1 protein-coding gene is annotated in these 678 nt (G+C 63.6%); it reads left to right on the top strand.

What is annotated here, in order from left to right:
• Nucleotides 1-139 precede the first annotated feature (139 nt).
• On the top strand, nucleotides 140-678 hold a 539-nt coding region (locus JJ959_RS21260; protein ID WP_292888478.1), incomplete at its 3' end, for a GMC family oxidoreductase N-terminal domain-containing protein.

Here is a 678-nt window from a genome sequence, read left to right as displayed (position 1 = left end):
GTCCGGATGTTCAGATTGACGCAAGCGTTCTAAAGACTTCGCGTTCGCAAGGCGAGCCGCATCGTGAACCGCCAAGACCCGTCCGACCGCATATGCTTAACTGGCAGCCATCGGAGGGACCGTCGGGGGGATCGGCTTGGTGTCAGTACAGAGCGAGGGCGCCGCGTTCGACTATGTCGTCGTTGGTGCCGGCACGGCCGGTTGCGTGCTTGCTAACCGGCTGACGGAGAACGGCAGGCACAGCGTCCTGCTGCTGGAGGCCGGTGGCCGTGACACCAACCCCTGGCTTCATATCCCGCTCGGATACGGCAAGGTCTTCGACGACCCCAAGGTCAACTGGTGCTACTCGACCGAGCCCGACCCGACCTGCGGAAACCGCCGGATCGTCCAGCCCCGCGGCAAGGTGCTGGGCGGGTCCAGTTCCATCAATGGCATGGTCTATATCCGTGGCAATGCTGCGGACTACGATCACTGGCGCCAGCTCGGCAACGAGGGCTGGAGCTACGAAGATGTCCTTCCGTATTTTCGCAAGTCCGAGGACCAGGTGCGCGGTGCGGACCGTTACCACGGCACAGGCGGACCCCAGACCGTCTCCGAACAGCGTGACTTCCATCCTCTCGGGCGCGCGCACCTGGAGGCGGTCGTCGAGGCAGGCTACACGCTGAACCCGGATTTCAA

The organism is Nisaea sp. (genome assembly GCF_017640745.1).
Lineage (GTDB): Bacteria > Pseudomonadota > Alphaproteobacteria > Thalassobaculales > Thalassobaculaceae > Nisaea.
Note: the sequence above shows the minus strand (reverse complement) of the source record. Positions and strands in the feature narration are given on the sequence as shown.